Source organism: Bifidobacterium dolichotidis (assembly GCF_003951975.1).
GTDB classification, from domain to species: Bacteria; Actinomycetota; Actinomycetes; order Actinomycetales; family Bifidobacteriaceae; genus Bifidobacterium; species Bifidobacterium dolichotidis.
The window spans coordinates 476527-503346 of the sequence record NZ_QXGM01000002.1 but is presented as its reverse complement, the minus strand read 5'-3'; the positions used below and the strand labels follow the sequence as shown (position 1 = coordinate 503346).

At 52.2% G+C, this 26820-nt stretch carries 21 protein-coding genes and 1 pseudogene; 6 read left to right on the top strand and 16 right to left on the bottom strand.

Features of this window, described 5'->3' with window-relative positions; genetic code table 11:
* Positions 1-65: 65 nt before the first annotated feature.
* From trmD to rpsP, 5 genes and pseudogenes are all read right to left on the bottom strand, one after another.
* Positions 66-899: a tRNA (guanosine(37)-N1)-methyltransferase TrmD gene (gene trmD, locus D2E26_RS05940; RefSeq protein ID WP_125963936.1), complete on the bottom strand. Its 834-nt coding sequence runs from the start codon at positions 897-899 to the stop codon at positions 66-68.
* A 117-nt stretch (positions 900-1016) separates the two neighbouring features.
* Positions 1017-1361 (bottom strand): hypothetical protein, encoded by a 345-nt coding sequence (locus D2E26_RS07675; RefSeq protein ID WP_478213038.1) that lies wholly within the window; start codon positions 1359-1361, stop codon positions 1017-1019.
* A 9-nt stretch (positions 1362-1370) separates the two neighbouring features.
* Positions 1371-1736: pseudogene (gene rimM / locus D2E26_RS07670) on the bottom strand (ribosome maturation factor RimM); the annotation flags it as partial.
* Positions 1737-1862: 126 nt separating this feature from the next.
* The gene (locus D2E26_RS05930; protein WP_125963778.1) at positions 1863-2096 is read right to left on the bottom strand and encodes an RNA-binding protein; all 234 of its coding nucleotides are present in this window, start codon (positions 2094-2096) and stop codon (positions 1863-1865) included.
* Positions 2097-2102: 6 nt separating this feature from the next.
* On the bottom strand, positions 2103-2564 hold the full coding sequence (gene rpsP / locus D2E26_RS05925) for a 30S ribosomal protein S16 (protein WP_125963777.1): 462 nt from the start codon (positions 2562-2564) through the stop codon (positions 2103-2105).
* Positions 2565-2756: 192 nt separating this feature from the next.
* On the opposite strand from rpsP, the gene D2E26_RS05920 reads away from it, so the two are divergent.
* A complete protein-coding gene (locus tag D2E26_RS05920; RefSeq protein WP_125963776.1) occupies positions 2757-6323 on the top strand; it encodes a glycoside hydrolase family 2 TIM barrel-domain containing protein in 3567 nt (1188 codons plus the stop codon).
* A gap of 92 nt (positions 6324-6415) precedes the next feature.
* On the opposite strand, the gene D2E26_RS05915 is transcribed toward D2E26_RS05920, so the two are convergent.
* Positions 6416-7729, bottom strand: a complete 1314-nt coding sequence (locus D2E26_RS05915) for an endonuclease/exonuclease/phosphatase family protein (protein ID WP_125963775.1) — start codon at positions 7727-7729, stop codon at positions 6416-6418.
* Positions 7730-7871: 142 nt separating this feature from the next.
* Positions 7872-9503, bottom strand: coding sequence for a signal recognition particle protein (ffh, locus tag D2E26_RS05910; RefSeq protein WP_125963774.1), 1632 nt, complete (start codon positions 9501-9503; stop codon positions 7872-7874).
* Positions 9504-10061: 558 nt separating this feature from the next.
* Here ffh and D2E26_RS05905 point away from each other — a divergent pair.
* Together D2E26_RS05905 and D2E26_RS05900 are read left to right on the top strand one after the other, a co-directional pair.
* The gene (locus D2E26_RS05905; RefSeq protein WP_206432074.1) at positions 10062-11879 is read left to right on the top strand and encodes an ABC transporter permease; all 1818 of its coding nucleotides are present in this window, start codon (positions 10062-10064) and stop codon (positions 11877-11879) included.
* Positions 11880-12026: 147 nt separating this feature from the next.
* Positions 12027-12950, top strand: a complete 924-nt coding sequence (locus D2E26_RS05900) for an ABC transporter ATP-binding protein (protein WP_125963773.1) — start codon at positions 12027-12029, stop codon at positions 12948-12950.
* A gap of 127 nt (positions 12951-13077) precedes the next feature.
* On the opposite strand, the gene cysS is transcribed toward D2E26_RS05900, so the two are convergent.
* Entirely contained in the window at positions 13078-14661 is a 1584-nt protein-coding gene (cysS, locus tag D2E26_RS05895) for a cysteine--tRNA ligase (RefSeq protein WP_125963772.1), read from the bottom strand.
* Positions 14662-14877: 216 nt separating this feature from the next.
* On the opposite strand from cysS, the gene D2E26_RS05890 reads away from it, so the two are divergent.
* Positions 14878-15603: a type 1 glutamine amidotransferase gene (locus D2E26_RS05890; protein WP_125963771.1), complete on the top strand. Its 726-nt coding sequence runs from the start codon at positions 14878-14880 to the stop codon at positions 15601-15603.
* A 1-nt stretch (position 15604) separates the two neighbouring features.
* On the opposite strand, the gene D2E26_RS05885 is transcribed toward D2E26_RS05890, so the two are convergent.
* The 6 genes from D2E26_RS05885 to D2E26_RS05860 all read right to left on the bottom strand — a co-directional run bounded on the left by D2E26_RS05885 (position 15605) and on the right by D2E26_RS05860 (position 23317).
* Positions 15605-17722, bottom strand: coding sequence for an ABC-F family ATP-binding cassette domain-containing protein (locus D2E26_RS05885; RefSeq protein ID WP_125963770.1), 2118 nt, complete (start codon positions 17720-17722; stop codon positions 15605-15607).
* Between the two features lie 234 nt (positions 17723-17956).
* Positions 17957-18511, bottom strand: coding sequence for an acetolactate synthase small subunit (gene ilvN / locus D2E26_RS05880; RefSeq protein WP_125963769.1), 555 nt, complete (start codon positions 18509-18511; stop codon positions 17957-17959).
* Positions 18512-18525: 14 nt separating this feature from the next.
* Complete coding sequence (locus D2E26_RS05875) at positions 18526-20493, bottom strand: acetolactate synthase large subunit (protein ID WP_241218905.1); 1968 nt, start codon at positions 20491-20493, stop codon at positions 18526-18528.
* A 770-nt stretch (positions 20494-21263) separates the two neighbouring features.
* Complete coding sequence (gene rnc / locus D2E26_RS05870) at positions 21264-22034, bottom strand: ribonuclease III (RefSeq protein ID WP_125963768.1); 771 nt, start codon at positions 22032-22034, stop codon at positions 21264-21266.
* A 230-nt stretch (positions 22035-22264) separates the two neighbouring features.
* A complete protein-coding gene (gene rpmF, locus D2E26_RS05865) occupies positions 22265-22459 on the bottom strand; it encodes a 50S ribosomal protein L32 (protein ID WP_125963767.1) in 195 nt (64 codons plus the stop codon).
* Positions 22460-22687: 228 nt separating this feature from the next.
* The gene (locus D2E26_RS05860) at positions 22688-23317 is read right to left on the bottom strand and encodes a YceD family protein (protein WP_125963766.1); all 630 of its coding nucleotides are present in this window, start codon (positions 23315-23317) and stop codon (positions 22688-22690) included.
* 429 nt (positions 23318-23746) lie between these two features.
* Between D2E26_RS05860 and D2E26_RS05855 the strand changes: the two genes are divergently transcribed.
* Positions 23747-24229 carry a hypothetical protein gene (locus D2E26_RS05855; protein ID WP_125963765.1) on the top strand — a complete coding sequence of 161 codons (483 nt, stop codon included), beginning with the start codon at positions 23747-23749 and terminating at the stop codon, positions 24227-24229.
* Between the two features lie 134 nt (positions 24230-24363).
* Here D2E26_RS05855 and D2E26_RS05850 read toward each other — a convergent pair whose 3' ends face one another.
* Both D2E26_RS05850 and coaD read right to left on the bottom strand, forming a co-directional pair.
* Positions 24364-25041, bottom strand: coding sequence for a cell division protein (locus tag D2E26_RS05850; RefSeq protein WP_125963764.1), 678 nt, complete (start codon positions 25039-25041; stop codon positions 24364-24366).
* Positions 25042-25114: 73 nt separating this feature from the next.
* Positions 25115-25609: a pantetheine-phosphate adenylyltransferase gene (gene coaD, locus D2E26_RS05845; protein ID WP_125963763.1), complete on the bottom strand. Its 495-nt coding sequence runs from the start codon at positions 25607-25609 to the stop codon at positions 25115-25117.
* Positions 25610-25960: 351 nt separating this feature from the next.
* Here coaD and D2E26_RS05840 point away from each other — a divergent pair, with 351 nt between their 5' ends.
* Positions 25961-26392, top strand: a complete 432-nt coding sequence (locus tag D2E26_RS05840) for a hypothetical protein (RefSeq protein ID WP_125963762.1) — start codon at positions 25961-25963, stop codon at positions 26390-26392.
* The last annotated feature ends 428 nt before the right edge of the window (positions 26393-26820 follow it).

Here is a 26820-nt window from a genome sequence, read left to right as displayed (position 1 = left end):
AGAAATCACTTCGAATGATCGGAAATCACTTCGAATGATCGGAAATCACTTCGAATGATCTGAAATCATTTCGTGTGACGACGAGGATGATCGCCGCTGACATTCCAGCCGAGCTCCATAAGCTCCTTACGATCCTTCTTGTCGAGCGCATGGCAATCCAATGCCTCAATGAGATCAGGGCGAATACGCGTCGTCTTAGCCAGTGCTTCATCACGGCGGAAACGATCAACCTTGCCATGGTCACCCGAAAGCAGCACTTCTGGCACAGCAAGACCACGCCACGTGGCTGGCTTCGTGTACTGGTAGTGCTCGAGCAGTGCATTCTCGCCCGTGTACGACTCTTCAACAATCGACTCATGGTTGCCCATGAAGCCCGGCATAAGGCGCGTAATGGCCTCAATCATGGCTGAAACAGCCACTTCGCCACCATTGAGCACGTAATCACCAATCGAGTACTCACGCACGTCAACGCCCTGCAGACGGTAGTACTCAGGAATACGAGCGTCATAGCCCTCATAGCGGCCGCAGCCGAACACGAGGTGCTTCTTACCCGCGAGCTCTGTAGCGTCAGCCTGCGTAAACAGTGGGGCAGAAGGATTAGGGAAGATCAGCACAGTCTCCTCGTTTGGAGTCTCTGGCTTCTCCAGCGTGCTGGCATCCTCAACAGGAGCCAAGTGCAGCAGATCATCGAGGCACTCAGCCCACACTTCAGGCTTCATCACCATGCCAGCGCCACCGCCAACAGGAGTGTCATCAACCGAGTGATGCACATCATGCGTCCAGTTACGCAGATCGTGCGCTTCAACCTGTACAAGGCCCTTGTGCTGAGCTTTGCCAAGCAGCGAGAGGTTCAGGACCTCGAAGTAATCAGGAAACACGGAAACGATGTCGATATCCATGGTTGCCATTTGTGTTATGCCTTCCGCATGCAGTGTGTGGGGATGTGAAGTGAATAGGAATTCGAATCGAGCAGAGAATCCGAATGAAGCGGTCAGAGACCCGCGAAGCAGCAGCGATTAGTTGCTTTCTTCGCTAATGTCCATCTGACCCAGTTGAGGAATTAAACCACCTGGTGGATCAATCGTCAGATACTGCTCGTCAAGATCAATAACAGGCACAATCTGCTCAACGAATGGAACCAGTGCGGAGTTCTGAATAACCACGCCATCGTCATCACGAACAGGACGCGTTAAACGCACCTTGAGCAGCCACTGTGGGCCATCGAGCACGTCAACAACCTTGCCAACAATGCGAGAGTTATCAACGCTGTCTGCAGTTTCTACAGTGGTTTCTGCAGCAGCCTCGCCCGTGGTTTCAGCAGTCTCTGCAGTTTCAGCAGCCTTTGCTGCTTCAAAAGCCATTTCGCACTGCTCGTCAAGGCGCACTTCAAGGCCGACGAGATCCTTGGCATACCAGACGTCTTCTTCGATCATGGCGTCAAGATCGTCTGCCTCACCATAGAGCACAGTGCCATTCAAGGCTTCTGCGGCATTGCGATCATCAATGCCTTCAAACTTAAGAATCCAACGCTGTTTGAAGCTACGCGATGCTTCAACAACGAAAACTTGTGAGCCGTCTTTCGTGTACAGCTCGGAACCAGGCTCGTAACGATACTCTGGTTCGTCGGTGAAGCTCTGAACAGTTACTTCACCTTTGAGTCCTTGTGCTCGCCCAACGCGAGCGACCCTCAGCAGGTCAAGCTGCTGAGGGTCGCTGCTAGGGTTAGCTGCTTGCATTTGCTGCATAGCGATCACCCATTCATAGGTCCGTATAACGCGAAGTAGTTCGTTTACGCAATGAACTTGCGCAGGCTCAAATCACTACCTCAAGCGTTACCTGCCGAAGTTGTGCCGATGCGCCAATCAGTGACGCACGTCCATGATGTCCACGCGAACCTTGTGGTCCGACATGGCTTGCACCACGGTGCGCACAGCATTAGCTGTACGTCCTGAGCGGCCGATTACGCGGCCAATGTCCTCAGGGTTAACGCGGACGCGAATGAGCTCGCCACGTGCGTTTTCATGGGACTTGACCGAAACGTCGTCAGGAAAATCAACGATGTTCTTAATCAGATGTTCCACGGCTTGTGCAAGCATGATGCATCACTCCTGAACGGCTTCTGCGGCTTCTGCAGCCTCGACCTTTTCGTCTGCTGCTTCAACGGCAGCTTCAGCTTCAGCCTTAGCCTTAGCTTCTGCTTCCGACTTTGCAGCCTTGAGCTTCTGAGCTTCGTTCTCAGCCTCAGCCACGAGGACCTCAGCTTCTGGCTTAGGGGCGACGGTCTTCAGATGACCTTCAGCACCCTTGATGCCCTTGAACTTCTGCCAATCACCCGTGATCTTGAGCAGGTGCTCGACCTGCTCGGTTGGCTGTGCGCCAACGCCGAGCCAGTACTGAGCGCGCTCAGAGTTAATTTCGATCGTAGAAGGCTGGGTGTTTGGGTTGTACAGACCGATCTCTTCGATGGCCTTACCGTCGCGCTTCTTACGCGAATCCATGATGACTACGCGGTAGATTGCGTAGAACTTCTTACCCATGCGCTTCAGGCGAATCTTGGTTGCCAAAATGGCTCTCCTTGGTACTTAGAGTTGTGTGTGCGCCGCTCATTGTGGGGCAAAGATTGGCGTACCCACGCGTTCCTTGCGCCCCACAGGTTAGAGAGGGTCCCATGTGCGCAAATAACTGCCTGATTATACAACACGGTCCTCTACAATGCATAGTGCTCGAGCGTTTGGCTGAGCAAGGAGGCTAAGTCTATGTTTGTCCCGCGTTTCTTTGAGAACCTGCAAGCCCTACATGTGGGCTGCGAGCCAAATCGTTCGTACTATATTCCGGCGTCTCATGTAATGGACACGTCGGTGGAGAAGCGTGAGCTTTCTGACCGCTTCCAGCTGCTGTCTGGCGAGTGGGATTTCCGCTATTATTCCAGCCTGCTCGATCTCGATGAGCAGGTTCGTACCGCTCAAGCATCGTTCGATCCAGCGTTTTATGATGTCGGTTTTTCGCCTTCCGATAAGGACGCCTACACCACGATTCCTGTGTCAAGTGTTTGGCAGGAGCACGGCTTCGATCACAATCAATATACGAACATTCGTTATCCAATTCCGTTCGATCCGCCATTTGTGCCGCAAGACAATCCTTGTGCCGTTTATATTCGTCATTTTGAGTTCGAGCCTGATCCAGCGGCTCCGCTGACGTATCTGAATTTTGAAGGCGTGGACTCGTGCTTCTTTGTGTGGCTCAATGGCGACTTCGTGGGCTACTCGCAGGTTTCGCATAGTACGAGTGAGTTCAACGTTTCTGACGCGCTGCAGCCTGGCGATAATACGTTGGCTGTGCTCGTGCTCAAGTGGTGCGATGGCACGTATCTTGAAGATCAAGACAAGTTCCGCATGTCTGGCATCTTCCGCGACGTCTATCTGCTGAACCGCCCAGTTTCTGGCATTCGCGACTACTTTGTACATACTTCCGTTACGTGCGGTGCAGATGCTGGCTCGGACTCCGACTCGTCTGTCGACAGTTCAGCTGCTTCTACTTCTTCTACTGCAGATTCGGCTCGCGTTCGTATTGATTATGATTTCCGCGATGGCAACGTATGCCCAGTCACCGTTGTATTACGTGACGCCTCAGGTACTGAGGTAGCACGCGCTGTGAGCCAGCCAATTGCTGGTGTTGCAGCTGATCCTGCTGAACAAGCTGACGATCCTACAGGCTTAAGCGGTTCATTTGTTTCACGTGCAACTGTTGCATTGGATGTGCCTCATGCACACCTGTGGAATGCTGAAAATCCTTACTGTTACACGCTTGAACAGACCTGTGCAGGCGAATCTATGACGCAGCCATTAGGCTTGCGCGACATCAGTATTGATGTGCCAGATGGCGTACATGAACGTGTACTAATCAACGGCAAGCCAATCAAGATTCATGGCATGAATCGTCATGATTCTGATCCAAAAACGGGGTACACGATTAGTGCTCAGCAGATGATGACCGATTTGGAACTCATGAAGCAGCACAACGTCAACGGCATTCGCACGAGCCATTATCCAAATGCGCCACAGTTCTACGATCTTTATGAACGCATGGGCTTCTATGTAGTTGCCGAAGCTGATTACGAATCACATGGTGCTGCAGCGCTTGCACAGCCTCTGACAGGAGATCCTGTCAAAGATATGAAGCTGATGGAACATGCGTGGAACGGTCCAATTGCGAATAATCCAGAATTCATTGCATCTACGGTGGATCGTGTGCGTCGCAGTGTAGAACGCGATAAGAACCATAACTGCATTATTTTCTGGTCGATGGGTAACGAAGGTGCCTATGGCTGCTGCATGGAAGCAGCGTTGCAGTGGACGAAGCAGTTCGATCCAAGCAGGCTGACGCATTATGAAAGCGCCCGCTATGTAGAGCCAGGCGGCCATGATGCCCACAATTATTCGAATCTTGATGTGCACAGCCGTATGTACCCATCGGTTGAAGAAATCGACGCTTACTTTGCACCAGAAGGACCACAAGCAAATGCTGCTGGTGATATTGACGGTGCGAATGGCGAGAACGGTTGGACAACCGATGGCAAGCTCAGGCCATATTTGTTGTGCGAATACTGCCATGCCATGGGTAATGGCCCAGGCGATCTTGAAGACTACTTCAAGCGCATTGAGCAGTATGACGGTGTAATTGGCGGCTACATCTGGGAATGGTGCGATCACGCCATTGATCGCGGCACCACAGCTACGGGTAAGCGCATTTATGCCTATGGCGGTGACTCTGGCGATCAACTCAATGATGGCAACTTCTGCGTTGATGGCATGGTCTCGCCAGATCGCACACCACATTCTGGTCTTGATGAGTTCAAGAACGTATTCCGTCCAGCACGTGTAACGGCTGCAAACTGGCAGCAGGGCACGATTACGCTGCGCAATATGCTCGACTTCACCGAGCTTGGCGACGCATGCACGCTGATGTGGGAACTCTACGAAGATGGCGTTATGCGAAGCTACCACCTGTTCAGTGAGCAGGCGGCTGAGCAACTTCGCATTGCTCCGCATGGTACTGCAGAAATTAAACTCGAAAACTTCCCAAGCCCTGACGAACTCGAGCAGATGAGCGGACGAGTCAGCGTAGTCGTGCGATACCTGACGAATCAGGCGCTGACGCGCGGTGATCTGGGCGTAACCTATGGCGACCCAGACGACGTGATTCTGGACGAGCTGTTTGAACTCGGCTTCGATGAGATGCTCGTTGACGAGGCGATGCCAAACCAGTGGGTGGAGCAGCAGCATGCAGAAATTGCGGCTGGTGACGAGCAGGGTGACACGATTAGCGTGGCAGAAACGAGCTCGCACTACGTAATTACGGGTTCGCAGTGGCGTTACCTGCTCAACAAGCGCACGGGTATGTTCGATCAGATGAGCTTTGCTCAGCGCTCGTTGCTGACGCAGCCAATGCAGCTGCAGATTTGGCGTGCACCAACCGATAACGATCGCTACATTCGCGAGCAGTGGCAGCTAGCCCAATACGATCACGCTTATGTGCGTGCCTATGATGTGCAGCTGCAGGCTGTGGGCTCGAGTGGTATTGGCCAGATCAATATCGCTAATGATGAGCCGGCAGAAGAGACGACGCCAGACGTGTCGGTAACCGCTGTGGAAGTGCGCGTGCGCATGGGTCTTGTGGCTCCTGCTGTGCAGCGTATTGCCACAATCGATACGATTTGGACGATTCATGCCGATGGAGCAGTGGCGCTGCGCATGGATGTGGATCGTACTGAGGGCTTCCCATTCTTGCCACGATTTGGTCTGCGACTGTTTGTGCCACGCACGATGCCAAACGTGACGTACTGCGGTCTTGGTCCAAACGAGAGCTATATCGATAAGCATCATTCGTGCTGGCATGGCCTGTTTGAAGGTACGCCGGAGACGCTGGTCGAGCATGAAATCAAGCCGCAAGAAAACGGCAACCACCACGATTGCTCGTGGGCTATGGTCGCCGGTGATGGCTGTGCACTGCTCGTACTCGGTGGCGATGGTGCTGCTGCCAACGTTGCTGGCACCAATGTTTCTACTGCTAACAATGCAGCACAGCATGTGCATGCACCTCACCGCACGTTTGATTTCCAGGCGCTGCCATACACGGCTGAAGCGATGACGGCTGCGGCTCATGATTATGAACTTGAGCGTTGCAAGGAAGCCAATGTAATCAGCATTGATTACATGCAGTCAGGCATTGGATCCAATAGTTGCGGTCCACAGCTTGCTGAGCAGTACCGTTTGGATGCTTCGCAGTTCACGTTTGCAGTAACGTTGCGCCCAATCGCACACTAGCGGTAAGTGCACAATTGGGCGCATAGGTGATGCGTTTAATCAGTGCGGTACTGAATGCACTGTTAAGCGCATTGCTTGGTTTGCTTGACTGGTTACTTGGCCTGCTTGCTGTGGAAATGCAGCGTAGCAGTTAATGCCAAGTGATCGGTGCCAGCAATCGTAAAGGAATCCACATCGGTTGCTTGGGTATGGCCCGTAAACAGAATGTGGTCGAGCACAATGCGAGGCCAGCGCAGCCAACGAGGATACGTTGGATGCTTGCCCTTGGCCTCGCTCAGTGCTGCATCATGGAAGCCGAACGACAGCAGCTTGCGGAAGCTTGGGTGCACAATACTCGAGTTCAGATCACCCATCACCACAACAACGTTCTGAGGCAGTGCTGTGCTTACGGATTCTTCAATATGCTCAGCAACAGCAGCTAGCTTGGCATCAGCATCGGTTTCTGCCACTTCTTCAATCGCGCTGGCAATAGATTCTGCCTGTTCCAGAGCAGCCTCATCTTGTGCTGACTCATCTTGTATTGGCAGACCCTTTACGAGTTCACCAAGACCAATGCAGCCTTGCGACCATTGCACGCAACCGCGCATTGGTGACTTCGTATGAGCGCTCGCCACCGTTACCGTGGTCTGCTCATCAACTGGCAGCACCATAGCAGGCACTTCAGCAGCTGGAATAGCACAAGACGAATGCATAGTCATCGTTGGCTTCACACGCGACCAAATGCCGTTGAAACCACCGTTATCGTTGTTGTGTTCGTGACCAAATTCGTGGAATGGCAAGAGTTCGTTAATACCCTGAGCTTCGAGCTCAGCAACAAACGAATCGGACATCTCTTGGCAAGCCAGTACATCAATAGAGCGCGTACGCACAGCTTGCACAATGTGGCTTGCTTGTGCACGACCAAAGCGGCAGTTCAGCGTCATAAAACGGCATGTATCACCAAGTTCAGTTGGTGTAGCGGCGGTAACGGCAGTAGCGTCAGCTGCGGCAGCATCCGATGGGGCAGTGGCAGCTGCAGAATCGTTATGAGTAGCAGTCAAATCTGCGTCAAGTGCGGCTTGCTGCAAAGCCTTACGAGCCTTGTTCTTAGCAATATGATCTGCAACAGCCTGTGCTGTGTTTGGCGCCTTGAGATCGTTCATAATATAGGCGGCACCACGTGCTGTTGAAGCAATCAGGAATGCAGCTGCACACAGTGTGAAGCCCCAGTTTTGAATAACAATGCCCCAAACGGTGAAAATAACTGCAGGAATCCACAGAAATGGGGAAAGTGCAATCACATAGGGCAGTGGTAAATGACCATCCCAACCTGCAGGCAGTTCGGTGAGCATAAGCCAAATCAGGCAGATTACTAATAAAATCCAGAGCACGGCGATCATGGTTTCGAGGCTACTCCTTGGGTTCACCGAGCAAAACGTGCAGTGAAACAAGAAGCGTAACTGTGCAAGCAGTGAAACAAGAAGCGTAACTGTGCCAGAGTAACAAAGTGCCCGTTGCGGATTCACTACCTATCCGCAACGGGCATCGTTAACAGTGTAGCCGAAGAAATCAGCCCAGCAGACCGCCCAGGCCGCCGCCAAGGTTTGGCATGCCACCGTTCTGGTCGATCATGTTCTGCAGCTCTTCAGACAGACCATTCGAAGGCTTCTTCATGAATGCAGAACCCGACTGGCTTGGAGCGCCCGAGAGCTTAGCGCGCAATGCTTTTTCTTCTGCTTCGCGCTTCATTGGGTTGCCCGAGCGTGAACCGCCCTTCTTACCCTTCTTGCCCTTCTTGTTCTTACGAGGCGAAGTAGAGCCACCGCCCATGAAGCCGAGGCCGCCCATGCCCATCTTGTTACCCATGCGCTTCATCATCTTGGCTGCCTGATCGAAGCGCTGCAGCAGAGCATTCACGGCGCTCACGGTTACACCAGAACCGTAAGCAATACGAGCACGACGCGAACCGTCAATAATGCTTGGGTCGCGGCGCTCTTGAGGCGTCATCGAACGAATAATTGCTTCCGTACGATCAATCTCGCGCTCATCGAACTGCTCAAGTTCCTTGCGGTGCTGAGCCATACCAGGAATCATGCCGAGCAGCGACTTCATCGAGCCAAGCTTGCGCACCTGCTGCAGCTGCTCCAAGAAGTCATCGAGACCGAATGAGCCCTCAGCGAGCTTTTCAGCAGCCTTACGGCTTTCTTCCTCGTCGAACTGACGCTGAGCCTGCTCAATAAGCGTCAGAATATCGCCCATATCGAGGATGCGCGATGCCATACGATCAGGGTGGAAGACCTCGAAGTCCTTCAGACCCTCACCGTTCGAAGCAAACAGAATTGGCTTACCAGTCACCGATGCAACCGACAGGGCAGCACCGCCGCGAGCATCGCCATCGAGCTTCGAAAGCACAACGCCAGTGAAGTCAACGCCCTCATTGAAGGCCTGTGCCGTACGCACAGCATCCTGACCGATCATGGCGTCAATAACGAACAGCACTTCCTGTGGATGCACAGCATCGCGAATATCGCGAGCCTGCTTCATGAGCTCTTCGTCAACGCCCAAACGACCAGCCGTATCGATAATAACCGTGTCATACAGCTTCTGACGTGCGTACTCGACCGAGTCGCGAGCAACCTTGACTGGATCACCCGTCGTAGCACCTGGAGCTGCAACAGCTTCGCCGCCATCCGACTGCACACCGCGCTCAGGAGCGTACACAGGAACACCTGCGCGCTCACCGACGACTTCGAGCTGCGTCACAGCGTTTGGACGCTGCAAATCAGCTGCCACGAGCAGTGGCGTGTGGCCCGATTCCTTGAGCCAGTAGCCGAGCTTGCCAGCAAGCGTCGTCTTACCAGCACCCTGCAGACCAGCGAGCATAATAATCGTTGGTGGCTGCTTAGCAAAGTTCAGAGGACGTTCAACGCCCTGGCCGAGAATATCGGTCAGCTCATCGTTAACGATCTTTACAACCTGCTGTGCTGGGTTTAGTGCTTCAGACACCTCAGCACCAAGGGCACGTTCACGCACGCGAGCAGTGAACGAACGCACGACCTCGAGCGACACATCAGCGTCGAGCAATGCACGGCGAATCTCGCGAATCGTACCGTCAATATCGGCTTCGGAAAGTTTACCCTTGCTCTTCAAATGCTTGAATGCATTCGAGAGCCTATCTGTTAAAGAACTAAAAGCTGCCATAATGCGCTCAAGTTTAGCCGAACTTAACGAAAATGAGCATACTTAAGGCGAAGTTTGCAACTGAATTTTCAAAATAGGTGGCGCTGGAATTCTTGGCTCAGTTGAATTTTCGATGAACTCTGTGTGGAATTTCGTTTCAAGCGACGCCTCAAGTCCTTCAATTTCCGCCATTTTCGAACGAACATGCCGTTCATATTTCGGCTTTGACGGGGGTATTGTTTTCGCCTATGGTTACGACGGTTCAAGAAATTATTGATGATTTATGCAGTGCGTCATAGTGACCATACCGGCATGAAGCGCGCGAAACTGCAAGGAATAACCACAAAAATCAATAAAAATAAGCCAAACGTTTAACGCACAAAAGGAGGTGACCCATGGAGCTGACGGTACCTACCTCACTCGAGGACGACCCGAGTAGTAGTTGGCGTTCGTGCCTGGGCGACGCCTCAACGGTGACTTTTGAACTGATCTGGAGCCTTGAAGTGGACCCACGCACGGACGGATGAAATATGCCGTTCGGGCGGCGTTATGCTGCCCTGACCCGAATTGGGGTTCACTATGACCAGAGTAGACGCATGCCAAATCCGCGTAACTCGAGGTGTACATCTTCTTCCCGCACATAAGCAAGTTATGCGCATTGCTGCTGATATTGCAGTAGTTGCACTAATCGGCTCCAGCGCGGCCATGCTGGTGTGGATGCTGCATGATGCAGCACAACCACTGGCAACGCTGAATCCAAATCTTGATGTACGACTCGGCATGCTGCCGTACTATGCGATGCGTTCTATAACGCGCATGTTGGTAGCGCTCGTGTACTCGCTGATATTCACGCTGATTGTGGGCACGATGGCCGCTCGTTGTAAGCGACTCGGCCGTCCAATTCTGCTCATTCTTGACGTGCTGCAGTCGGTGCCAATTCTTGGATTCCTCTCGGCTACGTTAACCGTGTGGATGGCACTGTTTCCAAACTCGCAGCTCGGCGTTGAATGTGCAGCGGTGTTCGCTATTTTTACGAGTCAAGTATGGAATATGACATTTTCGTTCCATCGTTCACTGATTAGTGAGCCGGCGGAGCTTAACGATGCAGCACGCATGTTCCATTTGAGCGCTTGGCAGCGCTTTGTGCGCATTGATATTCCGCATGCCATGGTGCCATTGCTGTGGAACTGCATGATGAGCGTTGGTGGTGGATGGTTCTTCCTCACGGCTTCCGAACTCATCTCCGTTGGCAATGACTCCTATACGTTGCCAGGCATCGGCAGCTTCGTTGGCGTGTGTATTGCACAGCGCAATATGGTCGGTGTGCTCGCTGCAATCGGCGCCATGGCCGTTATTGTTATTGGCCTCGATTTGGTGTTATGGAAGCCGTTGACCGCCTGGGCAGAGCGTTTCCGTATGACGGCAACAGCATCAGCTCCTGTGCGTAGCAGTTGCATTCTCAATGTGATTCATCAGTCGCATCTTACGGAGCTCAAGCAGCTGTTGCTTCGCATGACGGACCTGCCTTGTGTGATGAAACTGCGCCAGCATTGGTGCGTTTCACGTGCAACACTGCATCGTATGCTGCAGCAGCTCGTAAGGAACTGCAAGGCCTGCCTCGTATTGCCACACATTTCCGCCGCCGCACGTAAGCGCATTGCAGATGTGCTGTTCGCTACGTTTGCGGGCACGACAATTGCTGGTGTCATGGCTTGGTTCGGTATGGCTGTTGTAGAGCATCAGGCCTTCGAAGAATCCGTACGCGTAGTCGAATTAGGATCCCTGACCTTCGCACGTGTCATGCTGCTAACAGTGTTGTGCTCGATTATCTGGATTCCAGTTGGCGTGCACATTGGTATGTCGCCAAAGCTCAGCCGCATTGCTCAGCCAATTGTGCAATTGATGGCGAGTTTCCCAGCAAACTTCTTGTTCCCATTCGTGCTCATGTGGTTCTTGGCATGGCACATCAATATGGGATGGGGAAGCCTGTTCCTCATGGCATTAGGCACACAGTGGTACATCTTGTTCAACGTCATAGCAGGCGCCAGCCAGATTCCCGATGATTTACGTGAAATGATGACGGCCCTGCACTGCTCACGATTCCAAACATGGCGCAAGCTCATTCTGCCGGCCATTTTTGGTCCATGGGTTACTGGCGCATTCACAGCAGCAGGCGGTGCATGGAACGCGTCCGTTGTTTCTGAAGCGGTTACCTACGGCAACACCACAATGACCGCACGAGGCTTAGGCGCATTTATTACGCAAGCCACTGATCAAGGTGACCGCTTCAGCGTGCTGCTCGGCGTACTCGTCATGACGATGTTCGTGCTCGCCGTCAACCAAATGCTGTGGCGACCACTCGAACGTTTGGCTTCAAGCCGTTACACCTTGCGATAAATCCATCCACACAAGTTGCCTCGCACGTAAGCAAGTTGCCCCGCACGTAAGCAAGTTGCCCCGCACGTAAGCAAGTTGCATTGCAATACACACGTAAGCGACATATCTATTCACCCACACTTCAACGAATGAGCAGGGGAGTGAACCATGAATTTTGCACCACCAAACCTTGAGCGAGTAGCTCTAGCAGCACCAGCAATGAGTGAATCACCTGAACTACAACGTGATGCGCTTATTGAAGGGCGTTGCCTGTCGAAGCAGTACACAAATGATCGAGGACAGAAGCACGTCGTGTGTTCAAACATTTCAGTAGCGCTCCGCAAACGAGAAATTGTGGCGTTACTCGGTCACTCTGGTGCTGGCAAATCGACGTTACTGCGCATGCTGGCAGGCCTGATTACGCCAACTGATGGCCAAGTTTTTACGCACGGGCAGCCCTTAACCGGACCTGCTCCAGATGCAGCTATGGTCTTCCAATCATTCGCATTACTGCCATGGCTTACCGTCATTGACAATGTGCAGATCGGACTAGAACGCGCCAACCTCACGCGTTCAGAACGCAAAGCGCGAGCACAAAGCGTTATTGATGCTGTTGGACTCCATGGATGTGAACAATCCTTCCCGAAACAGCTTTCGGGAGGAATGTGCCAACGCGTGGGTCTGGCTCGAGCGCTCGCAGTACGGCCACAAGCCTTGTTGATGGATGAGCCATTTTCAGCACTGGATGTGCAAACAGCACAGCAGCTGCGCACACTCGTTATCGAGTTGTGGCAGCAGCAGCGTGAAGGCTTGAGTTCGGTGTTGATAGTGACGCACAACATCGAAGAAGCCGTACAAATGGCCGATCGAATTTTAGTACTGGGCTCTACGCCAGGTCGCATCGTTTCAGAAGTTGCTGTTCATCTGCTTCGCACTGGCGCCAATCGAGCACATACAGAAGAAGGGCAGCGACTCGTTCGCCGACTTTATGCATCACTTACTGGTGCATTATCAACCGATGAAGCATGTTCAATACGGCTTACTGAATCCAATGATGAACCACAAAAACCAGACTCTGAACAAGAGAATTGAATAATCCCCCCAGAAAAAATAAATGGAGGCATTGCCCGAAGCCTTACAGCTCAAGGCAATGCCTCCATTTATTTCATCAACATAGGTGACCAACGGAGTTGATCAACGAGTTGATGTACGACCTACATCAGATCGACCACGTTGGGCCCTGAGGAGTGTCCTCAATCGTGATGCCTGCAGCCGTCAGGCTGTCGCGAATAGCATCGGCTGTAGCAAAGTCCTTATTCTTACGAGCCTCAGTACGAGCCTCCAGCTGAGCTTCAATCAGCTTGCCCAGTACTTCCGTAGCCTGACCCGATTCCTCGGTCTTCCATGGATCAGCCTCAGGATCCAGACCCAGCGTATCGAGCATGGCACGGACCGAAACCAGTGCTGCACGAATCTGATCCGAATCGGCCTTAGCATCCATCAATGCATTGCCATTACGAATTGCAGTGAACACAGCAGCCAAAGCGCCAGACACGTTAATGTCGTCGTTCATAGCGTTTACGAAGTCAACTGGCAGATCATCAGCACGCTGAGCCACAATCTCAGCACGATCCACCTGCTCGCCAAGCACATCTTCAGCACGCGAAATGAAGTTCATGACGCGCTCATACGCTGCATTAGCCTCAGCCAGCGTCTGATCAGACCATTCGAGCATGGAACGGTACTGCACCGAACCCAGAGCATAACGAACAACCCAAGCTGGGTTCTCTGCCAACACAGCTGGCACTGAAAGACCATTGCCGAGCGACTTGCTCATCTTCTCGCCCTTGGCAGTAACCCAAGCCGAGTGCATCCAACGAGCTGCCGAATCATAACCAGCAGCACGCGTCTGAGCCATCTCGTTCTCATGGTGAGGGAAGCGCAGATCAAGACCGCCACCGTGAATATCGAACATGCCTTCCAAGTAGCGGTGGCTCATAGCCGAGCACTCAATGTGCCAGCCTGGGCGACCTTCACCGAATGGCGTGCTCCAACGAGCATCCTCAGGATCCGTATCCTTAGGAGCCTTCCACAGAGCAAAGTCACGCACATCGTGCTTATCAGGCGACATATCAGCAGGATCAACTGGGTTGTACTTATCATCACCAGCAGCATCCACCGAAGGACCCATAGCATCAGCAATACGAGCGGCTTCGTCAACTTCAACGTCAACAGCATCAATATCGGTAACCGTCTCAGTGCCCTGAGCAGTCTGCTTCTGATGCGTCAGCTCACCATAGTGAGGCCACGAAGCCACATCAAAGTACACATTGCCCGTTGGATTGCCCTGCTCATCGCGCACCACATAAGCATGACCACGGTCAATAATGCGCTGAATCAGCGAGACCATATCCATCATGTGGCCAGTTGCACGTGGCTCATAGGTTGGTGGCAGTACGCCGAGCTCGTCATAGGCCTTCGTGAATTCGCGCTCATAAATATAAGCGCGCTCCCACCAGCGCTGACCAGCGGCTGCGGACTTATCAAGAATTTTGTCGTCAATATCGGTCACGTTGCGCACGAACGTCACGTCATAACCCAGACGTTCAAACCAACGACGAACAATATCGAATGCCACAGCAGCGCGAATATGACCAATATGAGGCGAGCTCTGCACAGTGGCACCGCAGACATAGATGCCGACTTTTCCCGGTTGAATAGAGTGGAATGCAGACACCGTATGAGAAGCGGTATCGTATAGCGTTAATCCGGCGGCAGCATTGGCTAATTGCGGTTGATTCATGCGCCCAGCGTATAAAGCTTGCGTGACAATAGCAACTCTTTATCCATGTCCGCGAACGAGGACTTCATCTTCATACACGCAGTGCCTCGCAAATGCGCAAATAATATTCACTACTGTTGTGGCGTATTACAATTCGGTTGCTTTCGGGGTTATTCCAAAACCTGCAGATTTCACTGATCATGGGCATTACGAGTATCACTCGCTAATATGGTGCGCATGAGTAAACCCGAAGTTCTTGTGCTGCAGCATGCAACATGGGAGAAACCAGGTCGCATTCTTTCGTACTTAGAGGAATGCGAACTGCCCGTACAAACATTGAGTATCGCCACACAAAAGAAGCCAGACCTGCCAGATTTTGACGAGGTTGCTGGACTTGTGGTTATGGGCGGTCCAATGGGCGCAACGGACTTCGATAAGTTCCCAGGTTTGAAGGCCGAAGCAAAACTCGTTCGTGCAGCTATTAGTGTTGGCAAGCCAGTGCTTGGCGTGTGTTTAGGCCACCAAATTATTGCAACGGCTTTAGGTGCCAAGCTGCATTCTGGAGATCCACAAATCGGTATCGGTTCCATCAAACGCGTGGATAAGCACGACTATTTCTCGATGTGGTCAAAGAACTTGGCTGTGCTCAACTGGCACAGCGATACGGTTTCGCTGCCACAAGATGCACAGTTACTCGCACGTTCTGAGCGTACGAAGGTTGAAGCATTCCGTTTCGGTTCGGCGCTTGGTATGCAGTTCCACCTTGAGGTCACGCCTCAGCTGCTTGAGGAGTGGCTTGAAGAGCCAATGATGGTCAAGCAGCTGAAGGCAGCACGTGGCTCGAAGTCTCAGCTGCGCGAAGCATATGCCGAGGCAAACAGCATGATCGCTCCGCTCGCTGAGTCCGTATTCTCAGGCTTTGCAGCTCGTTGCGCCACGTATTCGAAGGCACTTTCGCGCTAGCTCAGCCTTCCATCTTTTCGCCGAGCATGAGCCACTCTTCTTCTAATGCATTGGACTCATTATTGAGCTTCTGCAAATCGTGGTTCATCTCATTCAATGCCGTGTAATCGCTTGGATCAGCGGCAGCCATACGCTGCTCAAGCTCATCCTTTTGCTTCTCCAGCTTCTGCAAACGGCGCTCAATCGAAGCCACGCGACGGCGAGCATCGTTGAATTCCTTGCCAGAAAGCTTTGGCTTCTTTGCTGCAGCGGCATCAGCGCTAGTCGAGGAATCAGCAGAATCAGAACCTGCAGCAGCACCAGCAGACGCACCAGAACCAGCGTTACTCGACTTGTCAGAACCGTTCTTGAAGCCCTCAACCATGTCGAGATAATCCTGCACACCGCCAGGCAAATGACGAATCTTGCCGCCGACGAGTGCGAACTGCTGATCGGTAACGCGTTCGAGCAGATAACGGTCGTGCGAAACGACAATCAGCGTGCCCGGCCATGTATCGAGCAGATCCTCCATAACAGCGAGCATATCGGTGTCGAGATCGTTACCTGGCTCATCCATAATGAGCACGTTTGGCTCGTCAAGCAGGATCAGCAGCAGCTGCATACGGCGCTTCTGACCGCCCGAAAGATCGCGAATTGGCGTCATCAGCTGTGCGGCCTCGAAGCCCAAGCGCTCCATGAGCTGGCCTGGCGTCACTTCCTTGCCGTCCACAATGTAGCTTGGCTTGTAACGGCTCAGCACTTCCTTAATTTTGTAGTTGCCGAGCTTCTCAAGTTCGTCCAAACGCTGCGACAGTACAGCGAACTTCACGGTCTTGCCAACGTTGACATGGCCCTGCGTAGGCGTCAGCGTACCGTCCAAAATCTTGAGCAGCGTCGACTTACCTGCGCCGTTTGCGCCCACAATGCCGAATCGATCGCCTGGGCCGATCAGCCACGTTACGTCATCAAGCAGCTTGCGTCCCGAAATTGTCACTTCGTGCGCAGCTGTCACTTCTTCTGGGTTTGTTTCTTCTTGATTTCCGTGCTGTGCATCAATGGCCGCCGCTGGCGACTTGCCATTGTGCAGGCGAGGATCATCAGGCGAATCAACGTTAATGGTGACCGAGCCATAGACCTGTGGCTCCTCGATCATTGGTGGCACAATATCCTGCGTTGCGCTTGTTTCGCCCTCGTGGAAGACCTCAGCAGCATCAGGATCGGCAGCAGCTTCAGCGGCATTAGCGCGATCGAAAATCTGCGTTACATCAATGAGATCAACAACCTGCTTACCCAAACGAGACGTTGCCATCTGCTTGAGCTCAAGCGTATTACGCATTGGCGGCACATCAGCAATAAGCTCACGTGCTGCTTTCACGTGAAACTTCTGCTTCGTAGAACGTGCACGAGCGCCGCGAGACAACCATGCAAGTTCCTTACGTGCGAGGTTGCGACGCTTGGTTTCGCGTACATCGGCCTGACGATCACGCTCCACGCGCTGCATCATATAAGCGCTATAACCGCCCTCAAATGGCTCTATAACGCCATCGTGCACTTCCCACATCGACTCGCACACTTCGTCAAGGAACCAACGATCGTGTGTGACGAGCAGCAAAGCACCCTGGCCCTTTGGCCAACGGTTCTTCAAATGTTCAGCGAGCCAATGAATCGTAACCACATCCAAGTGGTTTGTAGGCTCATCAAGTGCCAGAATATCCCAGTCTTTAAGCAGCAGGCGTGCCAAATCAGCACGACGACGCTGACCACCAGACAGTGTGCCAACCTTGGCTTCCAGATCCATACCGCCGAGCAGTGCCTCAACAATTTCACGGCTGCGCTGCTGGCTAGCCCACTCGTAGTCTTCCATGCCGCCGAGTGCAGCTTCGCGCAATGTGGCGTTGTCATCGAGTGGATCACGCTGTTCGAGCATGCCAAACGTCAGGCCACCACGAATTGTGACCTTACCTGAGTCTGGCTCTTGCGTGCCCTTAAACATGCGCAACAGCGTGGACTTACCATCGCCATTGCGGCCCACAATGCCAATACGGTCACCCTCAAAAACACCTTGGGTAACGTCGGTGAACACGGTTTTTGTAGCAAATGCGAGCGAAACATGCTCGAGTCCGAGATCATATGTTGGCATAAATAACCACTGTAATCAGAAGGGCGCACAGTGGGGTAGAGGTGGTGAGCCAACTGTCGCGCGGCAATTGGCAATGCCAAAGTAGCAATACCAATGCCGCAATGTCGTAACAGCTGTGATAGTGGCCGCGTAGCAAAAAGCCCAGTGCGTGAAGCACTGGGCTGATCTGCTCATGAGGTGAGACAGAAATAAGAAATCTCAAACAGAGTTCGGCAGAGCAATTACGAGACGAACTCAGCGTCCAGTAATTTCAGAACCCATAACCTTCTCACTGAGCGCCTTCGGACCGCGCGTAACGGCGACGGAACCCGAGCGGACGAGCTCAATAATGCCGTAATGCTCAAGCAAGCTCAGCAGCGCGTCGATTTTGCCGCTCGCACCCGTGGCCTCGATCGTCAACGAATCTGGATTGACGTCAACAACGCGAACGCGGAACAAACGCACAATCTCGAGCACATCAGAACGATTCGTCTGATTGGCCGCAACCTTAATCAACACAAGCTCGCGCTCTACCGTGGTGTTCGGATCGAGATCAACGATTTTGAGCACGTGCAGCAACTTATTGAGCTGCTTCACAATCTGATCGAGCGGCACCTCGTCAACAGCGGCCGTAACCGTAATACGCGAAATATCAGGGCGCTCCGTAGGCGACACTGAAAGCGAGTTGATGTTGAACGCACGGCGAGCGAATAGGCCAGAAATACGTGCGAGCACGCCCGGACGGTTCTCGACGAGCACCGAAAGCGTGTGCAGCGAAGTGTCTCTGTTGGAAGCTGATTGGTATGTCATGTCAGTCCTCCTTCTCACTCGTTCGTCTCTTCAACAGTGCCGGTGCCAGCAGTGCCGGTGTCAGCGGTGTTTGCGGTGTCGATGGCGGCCCCAGAAGCAGTATCAGTGACGGCATGCTTACCGCCGCTCACGCGCTGCAGCGGGCACACACCCGGCTTGTAAATGACGTTATTATTCGACTCACCAGCCGGCACCATAGGGAAGACCATCGCATCCTTCCAGACGCGGAAGTCAATCAGCACAGGGTGATCGTCGACCTCATTCGCATACTTAATTGCAGCCTGCGCCTCTTCCTTCGTCGTAACGCGAATAGCCTCGCAACCGTATGCTTCGGCGAGCTTAACGAAATCAGGCACACCCACGAGATGCGTTTGCTCTTCTTCATGCAGAATCGTGGCCGAGTAATGCTTGTTGAAGAACAGCGTCTGCCACTGACGCACCATGCCATACACCGAATTATTGAGCAGTGCGATCTTGACTGGTGCGTGATCGAGGAATGCCACAGCCAGCTCCTCGCTCGTCATTTGGAACGAACCGTCTCCATCAATGAGCCAAACTGGACGCTTGCCGTCGAAGAAGCGCTGTGAACCGATGGACGCACCAATAGCAGCTGGCAGACCGTAACCCATCGTGCCGAGGCCGCCAGAAGACAGCCAACTATGCGGATGCTCGAACTTCAGCAGCTGTGTGGCCCACATCTGATGCTGGCCGACACCCGAAACCCAAATCGCGTTCGGATCAACGAGCTCACTGAGCTGCTCCACAACCCACTGCGGCGCGAGCGTGCCGTCATCAGGCTCGTCGTACGCAATTGGGTAGGTCTTACGCCAGTCGTCAATCAGACTCCACCATGTGCTCAAGTTTGGCGTGCCATGTTCCTCGTGCAGCTGCTCAATTTCCGGCAGCAGCGCGTGCAGTACTTCCTTCACGTCGCCCACGATCGGCAGATCAACGGCTCTATTTTTTCCGATTTCTGCAGGATCGATATCAATGTGAATAACCCTTGCGCCTGGTGCAAACGCTGCTAACTTGCCTGTGACGCGATCGTCAAAGCGCGTACCAATAGCAACGAGCAGATCAGAACGCTGTACGGCGCCCGTGGCTGCGATCGTGCCGTGCATGCCAAGCATGCCAAGCATTTTCGGGTCAGAGTCAGGAATAATGCCGCGAGCTGGCAGCGTCGTCACAATAGGAGCGCCAGTCAGGTCGGCTAAAGCTTTTATTTCTTCGCTGGCATCAGAGCGCATTGCGCCGCCGCCCACATACAGCACTGGGCGATACGAGCGCTGCAGCATACGCGCAGCTTCTTTAACGACGCGGCCATGTGGCTTAGTCGTTGGATTGTAGCCCGGCAGAATCATGCGCTGAGGCCACGAGTATTGCATCTGGCCAACCTGCGCCGTCTTCGTCATATCAACAACAACTGGGCCTGGGCGACCGGAGGAGGCCACATGGAAGGCCTCGGTCAGCACGCGTGGAATATCCTGCGCATCGGTGACGAGATACGAATGCTTAACAACGGGGTAGGTGGCGCCCACAATATCGGCCTCTTGGAAGGCATCGGTACCAATGGAATCAACGCCGACCTGGCCAGTAATTACGACGATTGGGACGGAGTCCATATTGGCGTCAGCAATGGCAGTAATAACGTTCGTGGCGCCTGGGCCAGAAGTCACAATGCATACGCCGACTTTGCCCGTAGATAGGGCATAGCCTTCGGCTGCGTGACCTGCTGCCTGTTCGTGACGCATGAGTACAAAGCGGAACTTCGTGTCGTCATTAATTGCGTCATAGACGGGCAAAATTGCGCCGCCAGGAATGCCGAAAACATCCTGAACTCCAAGGTCCTCAAGTGCACGAACGAGTGCTTGAGCGCCTGTCATTTGCTCTGCATTGCTATCGCTATGGCTTTTGGCCTGCTTGCGCTGCTCGGATGCTGGCCGAGCAATGCTGCTGAATGCCTGTAGAGGTGTAGGTGACACCGTGCATCCCCTCTCGTCTCTCGTCTTCTTGATCTGTTCGATCTTTTTGATCTCTTCGATCTGTTTGATTCGCACGATGTCGTCATTGGAAGCTCGCATGTTGACGCGTGCCTTTGCATTGACGAAATCGCTGCAAATCATGAATTGGCGCGCTGAAAAGCAACGCTGCCAATCATTTGCGTCATATTACGCGAAGAATGATCGGGGGTATTCAACATGTTCGGATGCTGGTTGTGTAGGTAGGAGAGTGCCGTTTTGTCGGGTATCCGACGAATTTGCACATGAAGGGGCTTTTTACGTGCCGTTTTGTCGCTTGTCCGACAGATCTGCACATGAAGCTATGTTTTTGAAGATTTTTGGTTCTTCGTGTGCGGTTTTATCGGATATCCGACGAATTTGCACATGAAGGGGCTCTTTACGTGCTGTTTTATCGCATAACCGACGGATCTGCACACGAAGCCTCAAAATTGAAGTTTTATCAGTCTTTATGTGCTGTTTTGTCGCTTATCTGACGAATTTGCACGCGAACAGTCTTTTTACGTGCAGTTTTGTCGGGTATCCGACAGATTTGCATGTGAAGTGCACCGTTACGAAGCATATTGTTGTGAAGTGCATGATTGCATGATTAGCACACGGCTGGCAATAAAAAAGACTGCTGATTATCGCGTGATGCGGTTGCTCAGCAGTCTGTATTAGGTATATGAATTCAGTAGGTTGAGTTGGTTGTTTCCTAATGAATTCAATGATTCAAACTCATTGCTCGAACGGATTCAGTTCTTCGAATCAGCCTTGGCATTCTTCTTCTCGAGGTCATCAAGTGCATGCCAAGCCTGCTCTGCAGCAGCCAGCTGAGCCTTGCGCTTGCTCGAGCCCTTGCCCTTGCCCCAAACGTGGCCGTCGTCACCAATCAGTGCCTCAGCAGCGTACTCAGGTGCATATTCAGGACCGCCAACTGCCATGCGGAAGTGTGGCTCTTCATAACCGAGCTCACGAGCCTTGACCACCAGCGACGTCTTCCAATCCAGAGCAGGACCTTCGGTCATCATCTCAGCCAGCACATCGTCGATCAGCCTGTGCACGACTTCACGAGCACCATCAATGCCGTGCTCAACGAACGTGGCACCAATCAGCGATTCAACAATGTCGCACAGAATCGAGTCCTTATCAGCACCGCCCTGAGCGGCTTCGCCGTTTCCCAGCAGAATGTATGGGCTCACGTGCAGCTTTTCACGTGCCACGCGAGACAGCTCTTCCTCAGAAACTGCTTTTGCACGCATCTTAGCGAGTTCACCTTCACTCAGATCTGGGTGATCGAAGAACATGGTCTCCGTTGAAACGAGCTCAAGCACTGCATCGCCAAGGAACTCAAGGCGCTCATAGTTGAGCGTGCCAGGGTTCTCGTGCGAGAACGAACGATGGGTTAAAGCTTCAACAAGCAGCTCTGGCGAAATCGTGGTGCCAAGAGCGTCGAGCAGCGGCTGCGCCGCATTGTGCTCAGCAATTTGGTTCGTGATGTATTTGACATCGACATGCTTCGCCATACGATCTCCTTCAAAGCGCGTAATACTTGCAACCTTACTCAGGCCGCTATAACGCGCAGTTCATGCTTGTTGTTGGTTTTTCAGTTCTAATACGTCTTCGAGCCTTTATATAAGGCGTTTTTCGTAGTTGTACAGTGCCCTAAAAGCGCTGTATATACGCAAAAACCCTGCCACCCGTCGATGGCAGGGTTTCTTAGTGCGTGCCAATTGGCATCAACGCGTCAAATAGCTCACTTGGAGAGCGTTTCGCGGATTGCTTCGCGGTACACGCGACCACGGTACATGCCGCAGCTTGGGCATGCGATGTGAGCGAGCGTTGGAGCGCCGCAGTTTGCGCAGACGATGGTCTGAGCAGCCTGAGCCTTCCAGTTTGCGCGACGCGAGTGCGTGTTTGCGCGCGAGGTCTTGTACTTAGGCAGTGCCATTTTGCATTCCTCTATTTCGATCGAACAATATGAGCTTAAGCGTGAAGAAGTCTACCTGAGCCCCGGTACAAATACCAGCACTCATTCAGTGTGTCTTGGCAATCGCGAACCAATTGCCAAGGAATTACTGATGGTAAAGCCTCGACTTCTGAGTTCCTGAGTCCCAGAGTTCTCGAGTTTCAGTGTCTCAGAGTTCCCGAGCTTCTGCGCTGCTAAGCCTCTCAGCGCTCAGTCTTCGTCTTGCTCGTTTTCCAACTGCTGCTTCAGTGCTGCCAAACCAGCAAAACGCATATCGACCTGATCGTGGTGGTGATCTGGGTTCTCGTTCAGATCCAGACCGCACTGTGGGCACAGGCCCTTGCAATCAGGACGGCACGTTGGCTGCAGAGGCAGAGCATCCACGAACGTATCGCGGATCAATGCTTCCAAATCAGCGAAAGAGCCGTTATCAATCAGCGGATACAGATCCTCAGATTCCTCTTCGCCAGCAATAATCTCGACTTCCTGCTCCTTACCGTTCTTGCCACGGGAAGAGCGGCCGTTCATAGCCTCTGCACGTGAAGACTCATAAGGGAAGAACGCTACAACGTCGCGCTTCAAATCCTGATCAATATCCACATCGCAGCGGGCGCAAACAGCATGCATAGGAGCTGTCATCGAGCCCATAAAAATAAGGCCATCCACAATAGAGTCAAAGTGACCGTCGACCTGCACAGGAGCATTTTCCTTAATACCCACATAGCTGTCGCCAATGCCACTTGGAGCAGGGAATTCCTTATTCAAATCCATCGTTTGACCTGGGCGCGACCCAACTTGCGCCACAGGAACAGTCCATTCCGTATATTCCACGCGTGCCATGCACATTCCTTTCCGGCTGTGTGCTATCGCTACTGTATTCTTCGCTCAGCTTTGTAACGCGTAGCAGTATAGTACGGTCAGCCTCACTCGTCACGGGCTTCATCGTTGTCAGCGTTCTTATTCCTGAGCTTTTCGCATTGACAACCGCAATGACGATGAGTTAGCAAAAATTATAAGATGACCTCATCATTGTGTGGAATCTCACGTGATTAGCTCATCAATGCATACAAATAATGAGCATTTTCCCACTATTCAGTCTCATTTTCATAAGATCTTCATTAAATTATTGCGCAAGCAATAGGTGCTGAACCCTTACTAGAGGCAGCTATTCGCAAGGTATATCAGCGGATCGTATGAGAGAGCGAATCTGCGCAACAATATCTTGCGAAAAATGAGAGAAGAAAAAAGTGGATTGTTGAGGGATAAGTTATGGATAAAAAGAGGACGGTGCTGTTCATTACATTGAGCGTAATGGCTACTGTGCTGTGTGCTAGCCTCGGCGTACTCCTAGCAAATATTTGGACCATGCCAACTATGGTGTTGGCGGCGGGCATTGTTATTGCAGCCTTTTATATGCAATCCAACGCTACGGTGCGAAAATTCTTTGCCCAGCAATCCGGCTCTGATCAAGATACGCAAGCGCCTCGCGCAATCGACAATCTATCGCTTGGCTCGAAGCTGTCATTCTTCGCAATTTGCTTGGTGCTGTTCTTCGGCGTATACGTTCTCGTCGAAACCGTGCAAGAGGTCGGCCTACCATCCTCGACGTCTAACGGCCTCGGTTCACCAGCACTGGTGGCATTTGGTTTGCTGACTATTGCCTACGCCGGCATGGCTGTTCTGAACGGCGTACTCCTGACCAAGTGTGCTCCTGTTTCTGTCGTCACCCCAGCAATGAATATGCACGGCTAAGCGTCTATCAAAAAGCTCCATATCCAAGCGTTTTTCAGTCGTTTGGTATGGAGCTTTTGCTGTATCTACGCGTATGTACGTGTATGCACGTGTACACATGCGTCAGGCATCAAGCCGCCGAAATTTAGCGGATATCACTCATCGCGATCTTCGTCGTCTTCAACAGCCTCGCCATTCTCAGCATTCAAATCATCCTGAGCCTGACGCTGACGTTCCTCAAGCACGCGAATGCCATTCGTCACGTCGTGACTTGCCTTGTTGAGCTGCTGCTGCAGTTCTTCCATAACGCGCAGGCTGTAACGATCAGCGCCCTGCGTCAGGTGATCGGCCTTCTGCTGAGCCTGCTCAATAATCTGACGAGCCTTCTGACGTGCAATTTCGGTCACGTTCTCCTGGCCTGCCAGATACTGTGCCTGCTCGCCAGCCTCGCGCACCATATCAGCTGCGCGGCTCTGAGCGCTCGTCACAATAACGTTGGCCTGCGTTTGTGCGGCCTCCAAGCGGTGCTCGGACTCACGCATGAGTGCCGAAGCGCGCTCGAGCTGTACTGGCAGCATCGTCTTAAGCTGTTCAAGTTGATCAAGAATGTCGTTGCGATCGACCTTCACCATAGAAGGCTGGAACATCGCGCCCTTAGCGTCCTGCAGCTGCGTTTCGATCTGGTCAATGACGTCGTAAACAGTCGTGAATTCCTGCCTGCTCTGCATGATCTCGTCGTTGCCGTGCTCCTGCAGATCTGGCAGATCTTCCATGCTTACTCGCTGCTGAGGGACGACCGTGCTCTCCTGAGTTGCGTCATCTGACTCGTTCATCTGTTCTCCTTCAAGCTGGTCCACTCGTCGCCGCACTTCATTCTACTGGTTTTGCAGTCTTTTTTATTTCTGCTCAAGCCTCTTGATCAGTTCCGAGCTTCTCCATCAATGGCTTACGAATGTAGGCCGGAACCATTTCGCTAATATCACCGTTGTGACGTGCAACGTCCTTAACAACAGAGCTGGAAACGTGTTCAAGAATTGGATCGGCAGGTAAGAACAGTGTTTCAACACCAGCAAGCTTGCGGTTCACCAGTGCCATGCCAAGCTCTGCTTCATAATCGCCATTTTGACGCAAACCCTTAACGATAACGGGTGCGCCAACCTCGCGGCAATAGTCGCAAATGAGGCCGCTGGTTGAAGTTACTTTGCAATTCGTGCAACCAGCATCTTCAAGCACATGCTTAATGAAATCAACACGTTCTTCTGCTGTGAACATTGGTTGCTTAGCTGCGTTCGCGGCCACCACGACGTGGACTTCGCTGAACAACTGGGAGCAACGCATGATCACGTCGAGGTGTCCGTTAGTGATTGGATCGTACGATCCAGGACATACTGCAATGGTCATGCTTACAGCCTAGTGCCAAGAACCGAATTCGGCTGCTGGAAACAGGCCAAATTATGTACGAATTTGGTGTAGAGCTAAACAATCTTGGCGGGGAGACATAACTTGAGACGCAAATTCAAAATGTGCTCAGCATGCAAAATATTGTGTAATCCATAAAAGTAGTGCTTATACAGTAAACAATACGCAATTATTTCTGGCATTTGCCATGGATCGTAAACATGAATACGAATCCTTAAAAACATGTCGAAATAGCAACATTGATTGTTGGACAATTGCGCGTAATTTCAACAAAGCTCAGGAATCTGAGAGACACATGAACCCGTTGTGGTCATGATGAATAGGGGGAAAAATATGAAAACGTATAGAGGCATTATTGCAGCAATGAGCGTGGTTATTGTTGCAACGATTCTGGCTGTTGGTGTACTGCTCGCGTTCGTATGGACCATTCCATCTGTGGTTGTATCGCTTATTGCAGCAGCAGTCGTTATTGTGACAGCGTTCAAACGAATGCCAATGCCAGCACAACTTGATGTGTTCCACACGTCGCTATTCCATCGTTTGCTCATGATTGCAGCATGCTTCATGATGCTCATGGGAGTAGAAGATGTCATCGCCTCAATGCGTGATGCAGGTGTGCCATCTATGACGTCGTCGGGTCTAGGTGTACAAGCAATTCTTGGCTTTGCACTGGCAGCACTTGCGTTCATTCCGATAGCAATTGTGCGAATGTCGTATTTCGATAAGGCTGCAAAACCTATATGCCAAAAGCCAGCAAAAGCTTAAAGAACGAACTCATCAAATCGTGTGCAGTGCTGCTATATAACGCGCAATGCTGCTATTTATCGGGTAGTGCTGTCATGCAGTGAATAACGCTGTAATATAACGAGCAGCACTATGCGATCTATTAAATAACACGGTTATGCATTAGGGCAGTACTGCACACGATTTGTTTTGATACGTCAGGCAGTACTGCACGTGATTTGCCTTGGTAAGTCAGGTAGCACTGCATGCGATTTGCCAGAGTAAATCAGGCAGTACTGCACATGATTTGTCTCAGTAAATCAGATAGCACTGCACGCGATTTGCTTGAGCCAATCTGAATGAATTCTTATATTTTGGACTGCAATTTTCGTTGAAAAATAAATAATGAGGGGTTACCCCTATACATGTAATGAGACGTTCTTATATAAAGCATTCCACATTGTAAGAAT